This is a genomic window from Hydrotalea lipotrueae (assembly GCF_019249625.1).
Classification (GTDB): Bacteria; Bacteroidota; Bacteroidia; order Chitinophagales; family Chitinophagaceae; genus Hydrotalea; species Hydrotalea flava.
In genome coordinates this window covers 44663-63212 of the sequence record NZ_JAESDL010000005.1, presented here as the reverse complement: position 1 = coordinate 63212, position 18550 = coordinate 44663, and the positions used below count along the sequence as shown (strand labels likewise).

General features: G+C 36.2%; 14 protein-coding genes. 9 read left to right on the top strand and 5 right to left on the bottom strand.

Annotation, left to right across the window (positions count from 1 at the left end; translation table 11 throughout):
• The first annotated feature begins 24 nt into the window (after nucleotides 1-24).
• From JK139_RS04865 to JK139_RS04850, 4 genes are all read left to right on the top strand, one after another.
• Nucleotides 25-771, top strand: coding sequence for a DeoR/GlpR family DNA-binding transcription regulator (locus tag JK139_RS04865; protein ID WP_074420541.1), 747 nt, complete (start codon nucleotides 25-27; stop codon nucleotides 769-771).
• Between the two features lie 279 nt (nucleotides 772-1050).
• Nucleotides 1051-4131 (top strand): SusC/RagA family TonB-linked outer membrane protein, encoded by a 3081-nt coding sequence (locus JK139_RS04860; RefSeq protein ID WP_074420887.1) that lies wholly within the window; start codon nucleotides 1051-1053, stop codon nucleotides 4129-4131.
• A gap of 17 nt (nucleotides 4132-4148) precedes the next feature.
• Nucleotides 4149-5429, top strand: a complete 1281-nt coding sequence (locus tag JK139_RS04855; protein WP_074420097.1) for a RagB/SusD family nutrient uptake outer membrane protein — start codon at nucleotides 4149-4151, stop codon at nucleotides 5427-5429.
• A gap of 132 nt (nucleotides 5430-5561) precedes the next feature.
• The gene (locus JK139_RS04850) at nucleotides 5562-6329 is read left to right on the top strand and encodes a DUF4197 domain-containing protein (protein WP_074420098.1); all 768 of its coding nucleotides are present in this window, start codon (nucleotides 5562-5564) and stop codon (nucleotides 6327-6329) included.
• 18 nt (nucleotides 6330-6347) lie between these two features.
• Here JK139_RS04850 and JK139_RS04845 read toward each other — a convergent pair whose 3' ends face one another.
• The 5 genes from JK139_RS04845 to JK139_RS04825 all read right to left on the bottom strand — a co-directional run bounded on the left by JK139_RS04845 (nucleotide 6348) and on the right by JK139_RS04825 (nucleotide 11592).
• Nucleotides 6348-6989, bottom strand: coding sequence for a J domain-containing protein (locus JK139_RS04845; protein WP_074420099.1), 642 nt, complete (start codon nucleotides 6987-6989; stop codon nucleotides 6348-6350).
• 52 nt (nucleotides 6990-7041) lie between these two features.
• Nucleotides 7042-9267, bottom strand: a complete 2226-nt coding sequence (locus tag JK139_RS04840; protein ID WP_074420100.1) for a patatin-like phospholipase family protein — start codon at nucleotides 9265-9267, stop codon at nucleotides 7042-7044.
• A gap of 86 nt (nucleotides 9268-9353) precedes the next feature.
• Nucleotides 9354-9917 (bottom strand): hypothetical protein, encoded by a 564-nt coding sequence (locus tag JK139_RS04835; RefSeq protein WP_074420101.1) that lies wholly within the window; start codon nucleotides 9915-9917, stop codon nucleotides 9354-9356.
• Nucleotides 9910-10740 carry an N-acetylmuramic acid 6-phosphate etherase gene (gene murQ / locus JK139_RS04830; RefSeq protein ID WP_074420102.1) on the bottom strand — a complete coding sequence of 277 codons (831 nt, stop codon included), beginning with the start codon at nucleotides 10738-10740 and terminating at the stop codon, nucleotides 9910-9912. The genes JK139_RS04835 and murQ overlap by 8 nt, the downstream gene beginning before the upstream one ends.
• 9 nt (nucleotides 10741-10749) lie before the next feature.
• Entirely contained in the window at nucleotides 10750-11592 is an 843-nt protein-coding gene (locus JK139_RS04825) for an N-acetylglucosamine kinase (RefSeq protein ID WP_081301292.1), read from the bottom strand.
• A 102-nt stretch (nucleotides 11593-11694) separates the two neighbouring features.
• Here JK139_RS04825 and JK139_RS04820 point away from each other — a divergent pair, with 102 nt between their 5' ends.
• The 5 genes from JK139_RS04820 to JK139_RS04800 all read left to right on the top strand — a co-directional run bounded on the left by JK139_RS04820 (nucleotide 11695) and on the right by JK139_RS04800 (nucleotide 18452).
• Nucleotides 11695-13275: a S41 family peptidase gene (locus tag JK139_RS04820; protein WP_074420103.1), complete on the top strand. Its 1581-nt coding sequence runs from the start codon at nucleotides 11695-11697 to the stop codon at nucleotides 13273-13275.
• A 355-nt stretch (nucleotides 13276-13630) separates the two neighbouring features.
• A complete protein-coding gene (locus JK139_RS04815; RefSeq protein WP_228733123.1) occupies nucleotides 13631-14542 on the top strand; it encodes a dihydrodipicolinate synthase family protein in 912 nt (303 codons plus the stop codon).
• A gap of 54 nt (nucleotides 14543-14596) precedes the next feature.
• Nucleotides 14597-16072 carry an aldehyde dehydrogenase (NADP(+)) gene (locus tag JK139_RS04810; RefSeq protein WP_218330686.1) on the top strand — a complete coding sequence of 492 codons (1476 nt, stop codon included), beginning with the start codon at nucleotides 14597-14599 and terminating at the stop codon, nucleotides 16070-16072.
• 109 nt (nucleotides 16073-16181) lie between these two features.
• Complete coding sequence (locus tag JK139_RS04805) at nucleotides 16182-17183, top strand: 4-hydroxyproline epimerase (protein WP_218330685.1); 1002 nt, start codon at nucleotides 16182-16184, stop codon at nucleotides 17181-17183.
• 18 nt (nucleotides 17184-17201) lie between these two features.
• The gene (locus tag JK139_RS04800) at nucleotides 17202-18452 is read left to right on the top strand and encodes an NAD(P)/FAD-dependent oxidoreductase (RefSeq protein WP_074420105.1); all 1251 of its coding nucleotides are present in this window, start codon (nucleotides 17202-17204) and stop codon (nucleotides 18450-18452) included.
• Nucleotides 18453-18550: the final 98 nt, after the last annotated feature.

The following is an 18550-nucleotide window of genomic DNA, read 5'->3' as shown; positions in this document are numbered from 1 at the left end:
TAGTGGCCTTACAAAAATATTAATATGTTAAAAAAGGAAAGGCAGGCATATATTCTGCAACAAATTAATATCCATAACAAAGTATTATCGTCTGATTTAAGCGTGCAAATGAATGTAAGTGAAGATACCATTCGGCGCGATTTACAGGAGTTGGATGAGCAGGGTAAAATAACCAAAGTACATGGTGGTGCATTATCGAAAGCCTTCCATTTTACTTTACAGAGCAATGTGGTATACCAGCAAACAGAAAAGCGTATGATTGCTCAAAAGGCCATTGCTTTATTAAGAGATGGTATGTTTGTACTCCTGTCAGGTGGTACTACCATTGTAGAAATGGTAAAAGTTTTACCAAAAGAATTGAGTGTAACATTCATTACAGTAAGCCTTCCGGTAGCATTGGAGTTATTAAATCATCCCAACAGTCAGGTTATTTTTTTGGGAAATTTACTGTCTAAAAACGCACAAATTGCTGTTGGTGCCGAAGTTGTAACTCGTTTAAGCGAAATAACCGCCGATATCTGTTTTTTAGGTACTAATAGCATTGACGCGGAAAAAGGCATTACTGATTTAGAATGGGAAGTAATTGAAGTAAAAAGAGCCATGATTAGCAGTGCGTTAAAAACGGTTTCATTAGCTATTTCAGAAAAAGTAAACACGGTACAACGCTTGCAGGTTTGTAAATTAGATGCCATTCATACCCTTATTACTGAATTAGAGCCTACACATTCTCGCTTAGAGCCCTATAAAACTGCCGGTCTTCAAATTTTATAAGTACCATCTCAGGCATTTTAAGGTGTATTATGCTGTTTTAATGTTGCAATATTTTGCGTTTTTTAAATAAAAATGTAAAATTTTGCCGATTTTTATTTTTTTTCTTAGAATTTTTTATGTAATTATGTGATGCTATTATTAAAAGGCATCTTTACATTTATGTAGAAGAAAAATAATTTTATTATTGCGTTTTATTGCGTTATTCTGCATTTGTTCATGTTTTTTATAAATAGATTACGGCTACTTTCTGGAAATATTTAATTAACCAAAACTCTATTTATGAGAAGAAGAATTAAAAACTGCTTATTCTTTATTTTGTTTCTTACTTTCATTTTAGGAAGTATTCAAGAACTAACTGCGCAAACATCTATTATTTCAGGAAAAATTTTAGATGCAGAAAGTAAATTACCGTTAGAAGGTGTTACAATCAAAGTTCAAGGAACAAACATAGTTTCACAGTCTGACGAGAATGGTGCTTTTTCTATAAAGGCAAAAATTGGCCAGACTTTAATGGTAACACATATAGGGTTTTTAAATCAGCACATTAAAGTAAATACAAAATCTGTTGTAATTATATTACAAAGTCTAGCAACACAATTAGATGAAGTAGTGGTAACAGGTACTTCTGAAGGTACTACCAAGCGTCAATTAGGAAGTTATATTGCAACTGTAAAATCAGATCAGTTAGCTAATGCTACAAGTGGCAATGTTTTAGCTGCTTTGCAGGGAAAAACAGCAGGGGCACAGATTACACAAAATTCAGGTGACCCTGCAGGAGGGATATCTGTGAGATTGCGGGGAATTAGTACGATTTCTGGTTCATCTGAGCCGCTTTACATAATAGATGGCGTAATAGTTGATAATTCAACAAACAGAGTTACAAATACAGATCCAAGTTATTCAGGGCAAAATTTTGTAGGTACTATAGGTACCAATAGATTAGCTGATATAAATCCTGAAGACATTGATCATATTGAGGTATTAAATGGTGCTGCTGCAACTGCCGTTTATGGATCACGTGCAAATGCAGGGGTAATTCAAATTTTTACAAAAAGAGGAAGTATCGGAGCGCCTGTTGTTAATTTTTCAACAAATGTTGGAATTAATCAGCTTCGAAAACAAATACCGGTAAATATTGCGCCTGTTAAATTTGGCGGGGATCCTATGTTGCAAACCCAAACTATTTTAACGCCATCTATAACAAACACTACTGCTGTTCAACGTTATAATTATCAAGATTATATTTTTCAAACAGGGTTAAGGAATGAAAATAATATTTCTGTTTCCGGGGGTAAGGATAAAACCAAATATTATGCATCGGCTGGGTATTTATATAATGAAGGTATTATAAGAAACACAAATTTTAGCAGATATAGTTTTCGATTGAATTTAGAGCAAATAATGACAAAATGGATGTCTTTTAATTTAACTACAAATTATATTTACGATTTTGATAATGAAAAGCCAGATGGTAATACTTTTTTTTCGCCAACTAATGCAGTAACTATTATTGGTAATTATTATGATATTCAGAAGAGAGATGCATTAGGGAATATTCAGGCTGTTGGTGAAAGAGGAAGGGTAAATCCAGTTTCGGTAATTGAAGATTTTAAACAAAAGCAAACTGTTAGCAGAATAATAAGTGGTATTGGGTTAAAAATAAATCCAATTAAAAATTTATCTTTTGATTACCACATGGGAATTGATAATTATGCTCAAAATGGAATTACTTATTTACCCCCTTATGCTTATAATGTAAGTACTGCATTTTATGGCGGAGGGCCAACATTAGATCCCACATTAAATGGATATGCAAGTACAGCCACAAATACTTATTTTCAAATTAATCATGATGCTAATTTAACTTATCGGTTTAATATCAATAAAAATCTTTCTTCAGTAACTCAACTTGGTTATTCTCAACAGTATATTAAAAATTATTATACATTATTGCAGGGGAGAGGCTTACCACCAAGTGTACAATCGGTAGGTGGAGCAAGTACTTTGTTACCAGGATCTGATCAACGAAGTGAGGTTTCAATTTCCGGAGAATTTATCCAACAGAATTTTAAATACAGGAATCAATTTTTTGTTACCGGGGCAATAAGAGTAGACGGTTCATCAGTTTTTGCCACATCGCAAAGAAATCAGGTATATACAAAACTTAGTGGAAGCTATGTTATTTCCGGTACTGATTTTTGGGGAAAACTTAGATTATCAAATTGGTGGAATCTGTTTAAAATCAGGTCAGCTTATGGTGAATCAGGAAATTTGACAGGAATACCTGCTTATGGAAGGTTTAATACACTATTTGCTTCTCCATTTTTAGGGCGTGCTTCTTTCCAAACCGGCAGTGCATATACAAACCCAGATATTAAACCGGAAAGGCAAAATGAGATTGAGATAGGAACTGATATGGCATTCTTTAATAATCGTATAAATGTAACTTTTAACTACTATAATAAGAAAGTGACCGATTTAATTATAAATCGTTTAATTGCACCTACAAATGGTTATTCGAGTTTATGGGATAATATAGGTTCACTTAAAAATCAGGGTTACGAACTTGTCTTAAATCTTGTTCCTGTTCAAAAGAAAAATTTTACTTGGGAATCTACAATAATTTATAATCACAATAAAAATGAAGCTACCAATATCGGCCAGCAACTTATTTTGTATAATACCAATGGAGGTGCTCCGGTTGCAATTATTGCCGGACAACCAATAGGTGTTTTTTATGGAACATTCTTTGCCAGAGATAACAATGGCGGATTAATTAAAAATACTTCCGGAATACCACTAACTGAAGCAGGAACACAAAATTCGGTACTGAATTATACTCCGGGCAGAAACCAGTCTGGCCTCCCCTCCGGTTCTGTATTACAGAAAGTAATAGGTAATCCCAATCCAAAATATACAGGAACAATTACAAATGATTTTACCTATCGAAAGTTTTTATTACACATACAAATAGATGCCGTACAAGGAGTTGATGTATTTAATGCTGATTTTAGAACACGACAGGGGGTAGATAATGGTGTTATAGCTCAGCAAGAAGATTTAGGGCAAATACCTCGAGGTTATGTTGCCGGCGTGTATCCAATACAAGAATGGAGAATTGATAATGGTAGTTTTGTAAAACTTAGAGAAATTTCAATTGCTTATCGAATTGGTAATATAAAATATTTTAAAGATTTAACTGTAAATTTAAGTGGACGAAATTTAATTTCATGGGATAACTATAAAGGGTACGATCCGGAAGTAAATGCCGGCGGGCAAAGTACTATTCTACGTGGTATTGATTTTGGTACCGTGCCAATTCCTAAAACATTCAGTATAGGAATTAATACTAAATTTTAATTTTTAAATTTTATTTTATGAAAAATAATATAAATGTATTTCTATTTTTATTTGTAATTTTAATTACTTCATGTTCAAAAAAATTTACAGATCCTTCCGGTCCATCTGTCCAACAGGCTTTTAATTCTCCTCAATCACTTACTGCCGTTGCTGTAGGATTGCAAAATTGGTATACTGCGGGCAGAGGAGGTAATGTATACAATTACATCTCAACAAGTGGCCTATTGGCAAATGAATTATTTGTTGTAAATGCAGGCAATACAGATGAGCAGCAATTTTATGCAGGAGGTAATTTTGTTTTAAACACCAATGGAATTGCTACAAGTATGTGGTCTGTTTCTAATAAAATTATAGCTGATGCAAATAATATCATGAATAATTTATCTGTTGTAAAAGACCCGGGCTATGCAAGTGGGTTATTGGCTTATGCATCAATATTTAAAGCTTTAGCTATGGGAAATTTAGCAACTTTTTGGAACAATATCCCTGATACCATTGGCTCTAAAGTAAATTTTATAAGTAGTAATGATGGATTTAATAAAGCACTTGGTGTTATAAATAATGCTATTAATGTAATAAATACAACATCTCCAAATACTTCTTTTTTGAATAATATACCGGCAGGTATAGATTTACTGAATACTTTATACGCATTAAAGGCAAGATATTCTTTATTTGTTGGTAATTATTCTGATGCACTTTCAGCAGCTAACTTAGTTAATTTAAGTACTAAATCTATTTTCAATTATAATACTATTACATTAAATCCAATTTTTTCAATTGCGGCCTCGACAAATAATGTATATCAGCCAACAGATAGTAATCTTGGCCTACCAGCAGGTATTCAGCCAGATCCGAGTGATGCTCGTTTACCATTTTATTTATCTACAAATGCCATTGCACCAATTTATAGAATAAAAGGCTTTTTTAATACTTCCACAGGTAGTATACCTGTTTATTTGCCAGGAGAAATGACTTTAATTAAGGCAGAAGCTTATGCCAGACTAAATGACTTGCCAAATGCTTTAATTCAACTAAATATTGTTGTAACTAAATCACCTTCTTCAGATCCATTCGGGATTGGTGCTAACCTTCCACCAACTAGTTATACAGATCAAAATGATTTATTAAACAAAATTTATAAGAACAGATGTATTGAACTTTATATGTCTGGTTTAAAATTAATTGATGAAAGAAGATTTAACAGAAACGTTTCTGAACGTAAAAGAAACTATTTACCTTTTCCATTTGTCGAAAGAAATGATAATCCAAATACGCCTAATGATCCTCCCTTTTAGTATAGTTCAATTTTTAACTATTTTTAACAGCGATTCAAATAAGTTTTTGTTTCGCTGTTTAAATTTGTTGTTATAAAAGTTAGTAGTAAATCAAGTTATTAATCATATTTATATTTGGTAAAATTTTTTATAATGAAATTGATTTTAGTGTTTCTTAGTTTTTTTTGTTTTTCAATATTTACTTCCCATGCCCAACTTTTAAAAGGCTTATTGAAAAATAATGCCAAAGATTCAAGTGTTGCGAATGGCGTTGCGGCGCTGGGTAATTTGGTAAAGGGCAATGGTTCAGGTACCGGGCTTTCTAAAGATGATATTATTGATGGCTTAAAACAGGCGTTGGAAGTGGGTGCGAATAAAAGTGTTACACAACTTTCGTCACTGGATGGTTATTTTAAAAACAATGCTATTAAAATTTTAATGCCACCTGAGGCTCAAAAAGTTGAAAATACATTGCGTAACATGGGTTTGGGTAACGAAGTAGATAATGCTATTTTAACCATGAACCGCGCTGCTGAAGATGCTGCAAAGAGTGCTGCTCCTATTTTTGTAAATGCCATTAAAGGCATGATCATTCAGGATGGTATGCAACTTTTAAAAGGAGGAGATTCTGCAGCTACCCATTATTTAAGAGAAAAAACAACTGCATCATTAACCACTTCTTTTAAACCAATTGTTGAACAATCATTGGTGAAAGTAGATGCTACCAAATACTGGAATAGCGTTTTCTCAACCTATAATAAAGTTCCGTTTGTAAAAAAAATAAATCCTGATTTAACAGGATATGTTACCGAAAAAGCGCTGGATGGTTTGTTTTATCAGGTTGCACAGGAAGAGCAAAAAATCAGAAAAGATCCTGTTGCCCGAACAACCGATTTGTTGAAAAAAGTATTTGCGCAATAATGGAGTCTATACCGGCTTTTATGCAATCTTATAAATGCCTATACAGATTAAAATAGCGGCTAAAAGGGCTACAAAAAATTTATATTTATCCCAATAATAACGTTGTTTCTTTTCCTGCAATAGTTTTTCTATTGCAGTTTTTTGTGTAGTACCATCAAAGGATAGTCTGATTTCAATGGTTTCATATAATTGCAGGCTGTTCTTGTAGTTCAATGCATGTAATAAAGCAATGAGTTGGCTTCGTATTTTTTCAATTAAAATTGTATTTGATTCTTCTTTTAAAATCAACAGATTATTGGCTGATAAAATAATTTCAGTAACCATCAATAATACGGCATCTTCATTAACGTTATCGGCTTGTTGTAGTACTTTTTTCTGTAGTTGTATACATTCAGCCAATATTGAAGCACCATTTGTAATGGTATAGGCAGGTAAATGTGCTGCATAATATTTTAAATGAAAGGCCCTGCGTTGTTCGGGATTGGAAAGAACAGTATAGGCCTCATTTATTTTTTTAAAATAATCATCCAACATTTCTGAATTGCCGGTTTTATCAGGATGATACTGCATGGCTAATTTTCGATACGCTTTTCTGATGGCGCCATCACTGGCATTGGGTGCAACCCGTAATATTTGATAATAATCTTCCATCCAATTCATTCATTGTTTGTTGGCTATAAGTATAACAATCTGTTCAGCTGGTTGTTGGGTATTAAAATGGAATACCCAGATTAATGTAAGGAAGCAACATTTTACTCTGATCAGAATACATAGCACTGATTTCTAATGGTCCTAATACAAAATTATAGCCAAATGAAATAGAATAGCCCGATAAAAATTTGGCTTTTTCAGGCATAAAATTTCCATCTACAAAATCATAAAAAGCACCATTGGCTTTTGTGATGATATAACCATTGTTAAATATCTGATAACGCAATCCAACCTGCATGGCTGCAATGCTATTGGTAACAACGGATCCTTCTGCCAATCCTGCAAATGTAATTTGGTTTTTATACACATTTGTTAAGCCGCCCACATTAAAGGCATTAATTACATCACCGGTATTTCTCCAATTCAATCCGCCCTGAAATTGGGTAAATAAAGTTTTTCGTTTGGTGAGTGGAATATATTTTTCGGCATTTACAAACGCTCTGTAATAACTTTTGTAATGAATGCCAAGTGAATCGGGATTAGAAATTTCATTGCCATTTAAATAATATTCTATATTAGGATTTTGATTGATGACTTCTCCAAATTCTATATCTGTTTTACTGCCATTTTTCGGGTAAATGGGGTTGGTTAAAGAATTGGCTTTGATAAACAAATAAGGGTTCAAATAACTGATGCCTCCCCGGGCTTCAAAGGCTGCGGGCAATTGTGGATGATAATTTAAATTTTCAAATCGGGTGCCCGCACCTAGCGAAAGTTCACGCGTTGGCGAGTAGCGTAAATTAACATCAGCCAAAAAATAGCCTTGTTTAAATAATCCCTGTTTGGTAAAATTATTGTAACTGTTAATGTTTAATGATTCAATTTGTGTAGTGGCAGTCAATGAAAATAATTTGTGTTTGCCAAAATATTGAATATGCTCACCGCGCAATCTCATATTCTCCCCAATATTTACTGTTACCTGACTTTTAGAATAGGGCGTAAAAAAATCGCGACTGGTAATATTGGCAATTAAACTAATGCCTGTAAACTGATTGTAATTTACGCCAAGTTTGGCAAATGTTAAGGGATTTTCTTCAACATCAAATACTATTTGTGCAGTACTATCTGTAATGGGTAGCAATGAATATAAAATTTTATTGTAATATCTCGTGCCAAAGGCTTTGCGAATATGTTCCGACAAATCAACTGCAGTATACCATTGGTTCAGAGTAAACTGCATTCTTTTTAAAAAGAAATTGGCATCTGTTTGATGCAGGCCATTTATACTACATGCAGTAATTTTTACTGCACGTAGGTTTGGCAATGCCTGTTTTTGAAAATGCAGATTGCCATACAAAGCTTGCAGCGAATCGGCAAGATGTTTAAAAATGGGATAATATTTTTCACCGGTTTTATTACCTGAATCAATAATTTCATCAGCCGAGCCAAAACTGCCCATGTTGTAATCTTCTAAATCATGCGGAATATAAATATTGCAAAGGGCTTTCTCTTTAATGGCATCTTCATCATTTCTGAAAAATGCTATTTGTAACAGTACCTGAATAATATTATTAATTTTATCTTTCGGTAATAAGCCACTGGCTACATTACTGCCAATTAAAAAATCTGCTCCCATTTTTTGTGCATCAATTACCGGAAAGTTTCTTACCACGCCACCATCTACTAATTTTTTCCCCTGATAATTTACGGCAGTAAAAACAGAAGGTATGGCCATGCTGGAACGAATGGCATATACAATTTCGTTACTGTCTAATACCACGCCATCGCCGGTAGAAATGTTTGTGGCGATGCATTCAAACGACTTTGAAAATTTTTTAAAGTTTTTTATTTTATAAGCAGGAAAGTACAATTCATTTAATTTTAGCCATAACTCTTCTGATTCAATTACGCCACTGGGTAGTCGGAAGCTATTGTTTACCCAGGGCAGTTCAATGGCATATTTGCCGTAATCTACTTTTTCCTGCATGCTGAAGGATCGGAGCGAAATATTGTTGGAGAGTAATTGATCCCAGTTGGTTTGCCTGGCTATTTGTTCAATGGTATCTGCCGAGTATCCCAATGCATATAAAGAACCAATTACAGCACCCATACTGGTGCCTGTAACATATTTTATAGGTAGTTGAGCAGAATCGATTGCTTTTAATACGCCAATATGGGCTAATCCTTTTGCGCCACCCCCACTTAAGGTTAATCCTACTGCAGGATGTTGCGCCAACAATTTGGTGGAAAGTATAAAAAGCAGGAAAAAAAATGTAAGGACTTTCATACCATGAATGAAATGTGAATTTACAGGAAACCATGCGAGTAACAAAATGGGTATTAGAATCCTTTGAATTGAAGTGTGGTATTTTGTTATTCCAAACGTTTTTGAAACATATCATCAATTTTCCTAAATAAATGTTGTGGTTTAAAAACGCGCCATTCAGGTATATCTAACAGTTCAATGTAATAATTTAATTTTTTCTTTCTAAAATCCTGTTGTGTGGCTTCAGGCATATTTAAAGCTACAATCCAGCCGTTTTCTTCGGTAACCTCATCAAACCATTCCTGATAATACTCCCTGTCGCTGCTATGGAAATTCAATACATTTTCAGTAATTAAAATGTATTTGGTAATGTGTTCCGAAAATAATGGGTCTAATACTTCCCGCTTCAGTTCCATAATATCGTTTTCAATGGCATCATTCCATTCGCCAATCATTTCAATTATGGCATAATGATAGTCGTAATCTGCAAAAAGTATTTTAAGGTACAGTGTTTTACTTCCAAAATCGTCCCATTGCGGATGAATATAATAGTTATAGATGGTTTGTGAATATTCAAATTCACTATATGTTTTTCCATAGAAAGGAGAGTGTTTGTCTTCTTCAGAAATATAAATATGCCGCCAGTTATAAAAAGGTTCAATATTATGCATGGTGATTTGTTCTGGCGGCCTCAATTGCTTTTTTTACGCTGCCATACTGCAATAATAAAGATTTTGCCTGTTCGTAGTTATGGTTGTGCAAATGTTCCATTACCATTTTTGCACCTCTGTCTACCAGCTTGGCGTTGGTGAGCTGCATATTTACCATTTTATTGTCTTCAACTCGTCCTAATTGAATCATTACACTGGTTGAAATCATATTCAATACCAGTTTTTGGGCAGTGCCGCTTTTCATGCGGGTACTGCCGGTAACAAATTCGGGGCCTACAATTATTTCAACCGGATAATCAGCTATTGAACTGATAGTAGAGTGAGGGTTACAGGAAATACTTCCGGTGGGTATATTTCTTTTTTTACAGGCTTCTAAAGTACCCACTACATAAGGGGTTGTACCACTGGCAGCTAAGCCAATTACAAAATCATTTTTTGTTACTCTGTAGCTTTCTAAATCTTTCCAGCCCTGTTCTAAGCTATCTTCTGCATTTTCTACGGCGTGGGTAATGGCTTTATCACCCCCGGCAATAATGCCTACTACCAGCCCGTAAGGAACACCATAGGTTGGGGGACATTCGCTGGCATCTAAAATACCGAGGCGGCCACTGGTGCCGGCACCTAAGTAAAATAAACGGCCACCGGCCAGCATTACATCTGTAATGGCAGCTACCAGATTTTCTATTTGCGGAATGGCTTTTTCAACAGCAAGCGGAACGGTTTTGTCTTCCTGATTGATTTTTTGCAATAGTTCTTTTATAGACATTTTCTCTAAATGTCTGTACGGAGAAGGTTGTTCTGTAATTCTCATTAATTCACGCATAAAACTTAATTATCGGTGGTATTCAATCAGCCCCTGCATTGGCTTTTGCAGTATTTTGCCAATTTGTATTTCATAAACCTGGCAAAGTTCCTGCAAAATATCGCTAAATCCAAATGCAACACTGCCAATAAAATTAATAGGATATTCCCAAATTTCTTTGTATTTTAATAAATGCTGATAAAAAAAATCATTCAATCCATCCTCTATAATATTTTCAATCATATAATGGCCGCGGTTTTCTGCAAGAAATAAAGCAAACCCGGCTAAATAACGATTGGCCAAAGGTTGTTGGTATACATTTTCTAAAATTTCTTTTGGTGTTAAGGCATATTTTTGGTTAAAACGATCCATTAGGTCGGCATCAAATGTTTGGTATAAATAATATTGAATTACCTTTTTGCCCAAATAAGCGCCACTGCCTTCATCACCTAAAATATATCCTATACCCGGACTGTTCTTGATAATTTTTTTGCCATTAAAATAACAGGAGTTTGAGCCGGTACCCAAAATGCAGGCAATTCCTTTTTCATGGCCACACAATGCTCTGGCGGCAGCCAGAATGTCGGTATTTATTTCAATAGCAGCCTGTTTAAACAGGGTTTTTAATACTGCCCGCATCATTTTAACATGATTTATATTGCTTAAACCTGTGCCATAAAAATAAATTTCATCAATTGCCTGTGCTTGTTTTAGATGGGGTAAAACTTCTGTTTGTATAATTTTAATCATGGTGCCTTTGGACAGAAAATACGGACTTAGCCCCTGTGTTGTAAAAACTGTTTTTTTGCGAGGTTGAATCAGGCACCATTCGCATTTGGTAGCGCCATTGTCTGCAATCAATTTAATAGCCATAACAAATTGTTTTTTACGGTAGTGTTGAACAATGAATCAGTCATTTCAACATTAATACGGATATTCGCAATCTTGAATTAAGATACAAAGAAGCATCATATTATGTCAGGAAAAAAATTAAGTATTTGGTTGCCATTGTTATTATCCATTATTTTAGTAATAGGTATGGTACTCGGTTATCAGCTAAATGTTACCACCTCATCCGGAAGTTTTTTGCACAATGGTAACCCTTCTTCTGTACAGGAAGTAATAGATTTAATTAATAACAAATACGTTGATGCCATTCGTCCGGATAGTTTTAAACAAGTGGTGATTGAACAATCGCTGGCCAATTTGGATCCTCATTCCATTTATATTCCTCCTAAAGATGTGAAAGAAGTAAATGAAGAATTGATGGGCAATTTTCAGGGAATTGGCGTTGAATTTCAAATTTTCAATGATACCATTAATGTGGTAAACGTTGTTCCGAATGGACCGGCTGCTCAGGCAGGTATTGCAGTAGGAGATGCATTATTAAAAGCCAACGATTCTATTGGGTTAGTAGGAAATATGAATCCAGATAGCATCAAAAATAAATTGCGTGGTCCAGCTGGTTCATTAGTAAAAATTACATTGTTGCGCAACGGTCAATTGAAAAATATTACGGTAAAACGCGGAAGCATACTGGTACCTTCAGTTGAAGTGGCTTACATGGTTACACCTGAAATTGGATATCTTAAAATTAACCGTTTCGGCGAGCGTACTTTTGAAGAGTTTATGCAAAAATTAGAAAGTTTGCAAAAGCAGGGAATGAAAAAATTAATTCTTGATTTACGTGGTAATGGAGGCGGAATATTAACGGAAGCTACTGCTATTGCCGATCAGTTTTTGGATGATGAAAAATTAATCGTATATACCGAAGGTGCCCATTCTCCCAGAATAGATTACCGCTGTAAAAGAGACGGTATTTTTGAAAAAAATCCATTGGTGGTTTTGGTGAATGAAACCACAGCTTCGGCCAGTGAGGTATTATCTGGTGCTTTGCAAGACTGGAACCGCGCTACCATTATTGGACGCAGAACTTTTGGTAAAGGATTGGTGCAACAGCAATTTCAACTAAGTAACGGAGGGGCACTTCGGTTAACTGTAGCACGTTATTACACCCCGCTGGGAAGAAATATTCAGAAGCCTTATAATAAAGGCAAAGAAGCTTATGAAGATGAACTTATTAACCGCTTTCATGATGGCGAATTGCTAAAATTAGATTCTTCTAAATTAAAAGGACCCGCCTACAAAACACCCAATGGGCATTTGGTTTATGGCGGCGGTGGAATTACCCCTGATATTTTTGTTCCGTATGATACTACTTTGTTACGTTCTTCGCTGAATAAAATTTTTTCAAAAAACACCATCAACTGGTTTGTATATAAGTTTTATCTAAGGAATAGAAGTTATTTTGATAATTTTAAAACTATTCGTGCATTTGAACAGGCTTTTCAATTGAACAATGCCCAGTGGAGTGAACTGGAAACCTATCTTAAATCAGATACACTGAAGATGCCTCAATCCGACATTGCAAAAAAAGAACTGGCTTTACGCATCAGGGCTTTAATGGCACGTCAGCTTTTTGGCTCTGCCGGTTATTATGAAATTATGAATGCAAATGATGAAACCTTTGAAAAAGCAGTACAACAAATGCAATAGTTTTTTAACGAATTCGTTTTTGAGAGAATAAATTTGATTAGATTGCTTTGCCTGATTGAAAAAAAAGTATTTACTGAGTGAAAAAAATTTATATTTTAAGAAAAAATAAATTGATTATAGACCCTTTTAACTTAAGAAAAATAACAAAACGCGGTTTAAAAATTATCAGATAAAGTTTGGTATGAAGGCTTAGATGACTGGACGCCGGTAGCAGAACTATCGCATTTGGCGGCATGTATTGTTGCAACCGGCAATCGGAATGATTTATCGTTTTTTCAACGGGTATTTTCCTTTTTAAAATAATTGTTCTGAACTGTGTTTTCAATTCCTTTAGTTCCTTAGCTTTATAAAAAAAATGATGGCAGTAACAGAATGGAAAGGAATTTTTCCTGCACTAACTACTCCTTTTACCGCTAATGATACGATTGATGTGGCGTTGTTTTCCAAAAACATTCATGTGCAATTAGCTGCCGGCGTAAATGGTTTAATTGTTGGCGGGTCATTAGGTGAGGCGGCAGTGCTAACTTTGGATGAAAAGCAAATTTTATTGCAAACTGCAGCGGCTGTAAGCAACCGAACCGTTCCGGTATTATTGAACATTGCAGCGGCAACTATAAATGAAGCGATTCAACAAGTTGAGCTTGGTACAAAAAATTTTGTTAGTGGTTTTATGTTGTTGCCCCCTATGCGTTATAAAAGCGATGAAAGGGAAACAATTTATTTTTTAAAGACCGTTGCAGAGGCTACTTCATTGCCAATAATGCTATACAATAATCCGGTTGACTATGGTACAGAAATTACCATCGAAATATTGGAAGCGCTGGAACCAATAGCCAATATTGTGGCTATTAAAGAATCTACCCGAAACGTTACAAACGTATCAAGGCTGAAAAATCATTTCGGTAACCGGTTCTCCATATTGTGCGGTGTAGATACCATTGCTGCAGAATGTTTTATGATGGGTGCCGATGGATGGGTTGCCGGATTGGTGAACGCATTTCCGAAAGAAACGGTTGCATTATATCAATTAGTGAAAGCAAAACGATATGATGAAGCGGTTGCACTACATCGCTGGTTTTTACCTTTGCTGGAATTAGACATTCATCCTAAATTAGTGCAATATATTAAACTGGCGCAAATGGTAACTGGTTTAGGTAGTACCTATGTTCGGGCACCACGTTTGGTACCTGAAGGTGCAGAATATGAGCAACTGCTGCAATTAATTCATCATGCCATTGCCACGCATCCGGGATTGCCCAAATTTTAAAATGCAGGCGTTGGCAAAAAATGGCCAATTCTAATCCATTCAAATTACAGAACTATGTTAACCAATTCCATTCATGAAGTGTTAGAAAATGCTGCTGCAGCTATGCAGGCTTTGAAACAATACGTACCAGAGCAGAAAGCTGTTTTTCTTCGATCTGTTGCAACAGAAATAGATGCACTTGGTGATGCTTTATTGCAACAGGCCGCAACAGAAACCAATTTATCTATTGAGCGTTTACGTGGCGAACGTGCCCGAACCACTGGTCAATTGAATCTGTTTGCAGATATGTTGATGGAAGGAAGTTGGGTGGAAGCGGTAATTGATACAGCCCTACCAAACAGAACTCCGCCAAAGCCAGATTTGCGCAGAATGTTGTTTTCTATTGGCCCCATTGTTGTTTTTGGTGCCAGTAATTTTCCATTTGCCTATTCCACAGCCGGTGGCGATACGGCCAGTGCACTGGCAGCGGGTTGCCCGGTAATTGTAAAAGCACATCCTGCACACCCGGCCACTTCACAAATGGTATTTCAGGCCATACAAACGGCCATACAAAAAAACAATATGCCCTTGTATACCGTACAACATGTAACGGATAGTTCATTTGAAGCCGGAAAGGCATTGGTGCAACATCCGCTAACGGCAGGTGTTGGTTTCACCGGTTCACTAAGTGGAGGCCGGGCTTTGTATAATTATGCCGTTGAGCGCGAAAAGCCCATTCCAGTTTTTGCAGAAATGGGTAGCATTAATCCGGTACTGTTATTGCCTGATGCCATGAAAGAAAAAACTGCTGCTATTGCAAAAGAATATGCAGCTTCTATTGTTTTGGGAATGGGACAGTTTTGTACCAATCCAGGTTTAATACTTTGTATTAAAAATGAACAGCTTACTATTTTTTTACAGGAATTAAGTCGTCAAATTGAAGCCTCTATACCTGCAGCCATGTTGCACGAGGGTATTCATCAGGCTTATTTTACCAAAATGAAAAATGCATTATTACAAAAAGGGGTAATGCTGTTACAGCAGAGCAAAACTGCATTGCACCCAATGGATGCTTTGCCTACCGTTGCAGTGGTTGATGCTACCGTTTTTTTAAACAATCCATTATTAAAAGAAGAAGTGTTTGGGCCATATTCATTGGTAGTGCAATGTTCAGATATACAGGAATTATTGGGTGTTTGGAAAACAGTAAGCGGACAACTCACTACTTCCATCATGGGTACCGAAAATGATTTTGTGGATTTTCCTGAAATTGCACTGATTGCCACTGAAATTGCTGGAAGAATTGTTTTCAATGGTGTACCAACCGGTGTTGAAGTATGTCCGGCAATGGTACATGGGGGGCCATATCCTGCCTGTACCGACAGTCGTTTCACTGCTGTTGGTATTCATGCTGTAAAACGATGGGTAAGGCCAGTGGCTTTTCAAAATGCGCCGGAATCATTATTACCGGCTGAATTAAAGAACAGTAATCCATACAAAATTTGGCGCATGGTCAATAATCAGCTTACCAAAGAGGCTATAGTTTCTTAACTGTGTGCTTATATTCATGGTGTTATTTTTTTATTGATTTGGATACATGGAATTTGCAAAAATTTTCCTTTTCGGTATTTAATATTAATAACAGCAGCTCCTTCTATATATGAAAAAAACATTTTTTTGTATTGATGCGCATACTTGCGGCAATCCGGTACGGTTAGTAGCCGGAGGTGGCCCTGTTTTGCAGGGAAAAAATATGAGCGAAAAACGACAGCATTTTTTGCAGGAATTTGATTGGATTAGAAAGGGTTTGATGTTTGAGCCCCGTGGACATGATATGATGAGCGGCAGTATTTTATATCCACCCCATCATCCCGAAAATGATATGGCTGTGCTGTTTATTGAAACCAGTGGCTGTTTGCCCATGTGCGGCCATGGTACCATTGGCACTGTTACCATTGCCATTCAGGAGGGATTAATTGTTCCCAAACATCCTGGGCATTTGCGTTTGGAAACGCCGGCAGGAATTGTGCCAATTGAATATACAGAAGAAAACCCAAAAGTTACCCATGTTAAATTGACTAACGTACCCTCATTTCTGGCCGCTGAAGATATAGCAATTGAATGTGATGGGTTGGGAAGTTTATTGGTAGATGTTGCCTACGGAGGAAATTTCTATGCAATTATTGATGTGCAGCAAAACTTCAAAGGGTTAGAAAATTATACTGCTGATCAATTAATTTATTTTGCCCGTTCCATCAAAAAAGCGGTGAATGCGCAACACCATTTTGTACATCCGGAAAATGAAACCATTAAAGGCTGCGGCCATGTGTTATTTACAGGTGCAGTATTGAATCATGATTCAACAGCCCGTAATGCAGTTGTATATGGCGAAAAGGCCATTGACCGCAGCCCTTGTGGTACCGGTACTTCTGCAAGAATGGCACAATGGTACACCAAAGGGTTATTAAAAAAGGGTGATATTTTTGTGCATGAAAGTATAATCGGCTCCATATTCAAGGGTACTATTGAAGAAGAGCTGATGATAGGGGGCAAACCTGCTATCAGGCCGGGTATTGAAGGCTGGGCAAAAGTATACGGCTATAATACCATTCAAATTGATACAGATGATGATCCTTATGCATTGGGTTTTCAGGTTTTGTAATTTTAAATAAAAGCAACCATGAAAGTAATTGTAATTGGCGGTGGAATTATTGGGTTAAGTAGTGCTTATTTTCTGCACCAAACGGGACATGAAGTAACGGTAATTGACCAAACTGATATGTTGAACAATTGCTCTTATGGCAATGCAGGTTATGTTTGCCCCAGTCATTTTATTCCATTGGCAACACCTGGTGTGGTAAAACAAGGCCTGCGTTGGATGTTGAATGATACCAGTCCGTTTTATGTACAACCCCGTTTCAGTAAATCGCTCATTGAATGGGGTTGGCAATTTATGCGAAGTGCTACACCGGAGAAGGTTGAAAAAGCTGCCGTTCCATTGCGTGATATTGCTTTATTCAGCCAGCATATCTACGAAACCTTAGCAGCACAACCCAATTTTCATTTCTCTTATGAACACAAAGGTCTGTTAGAAATTTTTCAAACCGAAAAAGGAGCTGACCACGCAAAACATACCGTTGAGAAAGCACATCAATTGGGCTTAATAGATACGGAATTGTTGGATTATAGTGCATTACAGGCCAAAGAGCCACAAACAAAAATCAATGCACTCGGCGCTATTTATTTTAAGTGCGATGCACATTTGTATCCCAATAAACTTATGGCGCAATTACTGCAATATTTAAAAAATAGCGGAGTAGCATTGTTGATAAATGAAGCAGTAAAGGGTTTTCATACGGAACATCAACAAATAAAATCAATTGTAACTGCAAAAGCAACATATGAAGCCGATGCATATGTTTTGGCAACCGGTTCCTGGAGCCGTGAATTGGCGGCACAATTGCGTTTTTCAATTCCATTGATGCCGGGTAGGGGATATTCTGTAACGCTTGAAAATTCGCCTTACCATATTAATTATCCCGCAATTCTATTAGAAGGCAGGGCGGCATTAACACCAATGGACAGCAATAAAATTCGTTTTGGTGGTACCATGGAAATTACCACAACCTCAACACCACCTAAAATAAAACGTGTTGCCGGTTTGTTACAGGCAGTACAACGCTTTTATCCTTATTTTAAGATTCCTGTGCCACCCGTTGAGCAGATTTGGTATGGTTTCAGGCCTTGTTCTGCCGATGGGTTGCCTTATATAGGCAGGCCCAAACAATGGAAAAATTTGGTGGTTGCAACCGGTCATTCTATGTTGGGGCTCAGTTTGGGTGCCGGAACCGGTAAATTGGTAACTGAAATCATCAATGAACAAAAATCATCCATTGCGCTGGATGCATTCCGGGTAAATCGGTTCGATTAATACTGCATTTTTAAGTTTTTACTACAATGTTTCAAATATTTTATTATTGCATAACATTTGTTTTTATTGAGTTTCAACTCACTGAGAGCCTGGTTAAT

Excerpts from the sequence above, each read along its gene's own strand:
- JK139_RS04865 (WP_074420541.1), top strand. The coding sequence starts at position 25 with ATGTTAAAAAAGGAAAGGCAGGCATATATTCTGCAACAAATTAATATC.
- JK139_RS04860 (WP_074420887.1), top strand. The coding sequence starts at position 1,051 with ATGAGAAGAAGAATTAAAAACTGCTTATTCTTTATTTTGTTTCTTACT.
- JK139_RS04855 (WP_074420097.1), top strand. The coding sequence starts at position 4,149 with ATGAAAAATAATATAAATGTATTTCTATTTTTATTTGTAATTTTAATT.
- JK139_RS04850 (WP_074420098.1), top strand. The coding sequence starts at position 5,562 with ATGAAATTGATTTTAGTGTTTCTTAGTTTTTTTTGTTTTTCAATATTT.
- JK139_RS04845 (WP_074420099.1), bottom strand. The coding sequence starts at position 6,989 with ATGAATTGGATGGAAGATTATTATCAAATATTACGGGTTGCACCCAAT.
- JK139_RS04840 (WP_074420100.1), bottom strand. The coding sequence starts at position 9,267 with ATGAAAGTCCTTACATTTTTTTTCCTGCTTTTTATACTTTCCACCAAA.
- JK139_RS04835 (WP_074420101.1), bottom strand. The coding sequence starts at position 9,917 with ATGCATAATATTGAACCTTTTTATAACTGGCGGCATATTTATATTTCT.
- murQ (WP_074420102.1), bottom strand. The coding sequence starts at position 10,740 with ATGCGTGAATTAATGAGAATTACAGAACAACCTTCTCCGTACAGACAT.
- JK139_RS04825 (WP_081301292.1), bottom strand. The coding sequence starts at position 11,592 with ATGGCTATTAAATTGATTGCAGACAATGGCGCTACCAAATGCGAATGG.
- JK139_RS04820 (WP_074420103.1), top strand. The coding sequence starts at position 11,695 with ATGTCAGGAAAAAAATTAAGTATTTGGTTGCCATTGTTATTATCCATT.
- JK139_RS04815 (WP_228733123.1), top strand. The coding sequence starts at position 13,631 with ATGATGGCAGTAACAGAATGGAAAGGAATTTTTCCTGCACTAACTACT.
- JK139_RS04810 (WP_218330686.1), top strand. The coding sequence starts at position 14,597 with ATGTTAACCAATTCCATTCATGAAGTGTTAGAAAATGCTGCTGCAGCT.
- JK139_RS04805 (WP_218330685.1), top strand. The coding sequence starts at position 16,182 with ATGAAAAAAACATTTTTTTGTATTGATGCGCATACTTGCGGCAATCCG.
- JK139_RS04800 (WP_074420105.1), top strand. The coding sequence starts at position 17,202 with ATGAAAGTAATTGTAATTGGCGGTGGAATTATTGGGTTAAGTAGTGCT.